Origin of the sequence: Vibrio sp. 1562 (assembly GCF_033340155.1) — a bacterium.
In the GTDB taxonomy this organism is placed as follows: domain Bacteria; phylum Pseudomonadota; class Gammaproteobacteria; order Enterobacterales; family Vibrionaceae; genus Vibrio; species Vibrio alginolyticus.
On the sequence record NZ_JAWOVY010000766.1, the window covers coordinates 1 to 519 of the forward strand.

Sequence of the window (519 nt, forward strand, 5' to 3'; positions counted from 1 at the left end):
AAACAAGCATTAGAGCTGACATCGCTAAGGCTGAAAGAGAAAAGCGAGCAGTTAGAACATTCACAAAGAGTGGCGATTGTCGGGGAAATTGGCAGCAGTCTGGCTCATGAATTAAATCAACCGCTGGCAGCCATTCGTAATTACAGTGAAGGTGGGTTGCTGCGTCTTGCAAAGAAGCGTCCGCATGAAGATATTGTGCCTGTGCTAGAGAAAATACAGGGGCAAGTGGAACGAGCCGATGCCATCATTCAGCGTTTAAGAACGTTGATACGCAAACGCAGTGTTGATAAGACACCATGCGATATTCAAGCCTTGATTGCAGACACCATTGAGCTGCTTCATTTTCGAATGCAAAAGCAGAACGTCGCCATTGTGACTAGCGTTGAAGGAGAGATACGTCCTCCACTGGCAGACTCCGTGGGCGTTCAGCAGGTTTTGGTTAATGTGATCAACAACGCCATTGATGCGTGTGCTTTGTTTCAGGAGAAATACCACTCGTCGGACTACCAAGGTAAAATT

At 46.8% G+C, this 519-nt stretch carries 1 protein-coding gene; it reads left to right on the top strand.

Annotation, left to right across the window (positions count from 1 at the left end; genetic code table 11):
• Positions 1-519, top strand: a 519-nt coding sequence (locus R7Z49_RS27530) for a sensor histidine kinase (RefSeq protein WP_318112841.1), incomplete at both ends; no start/stop codon positions are given.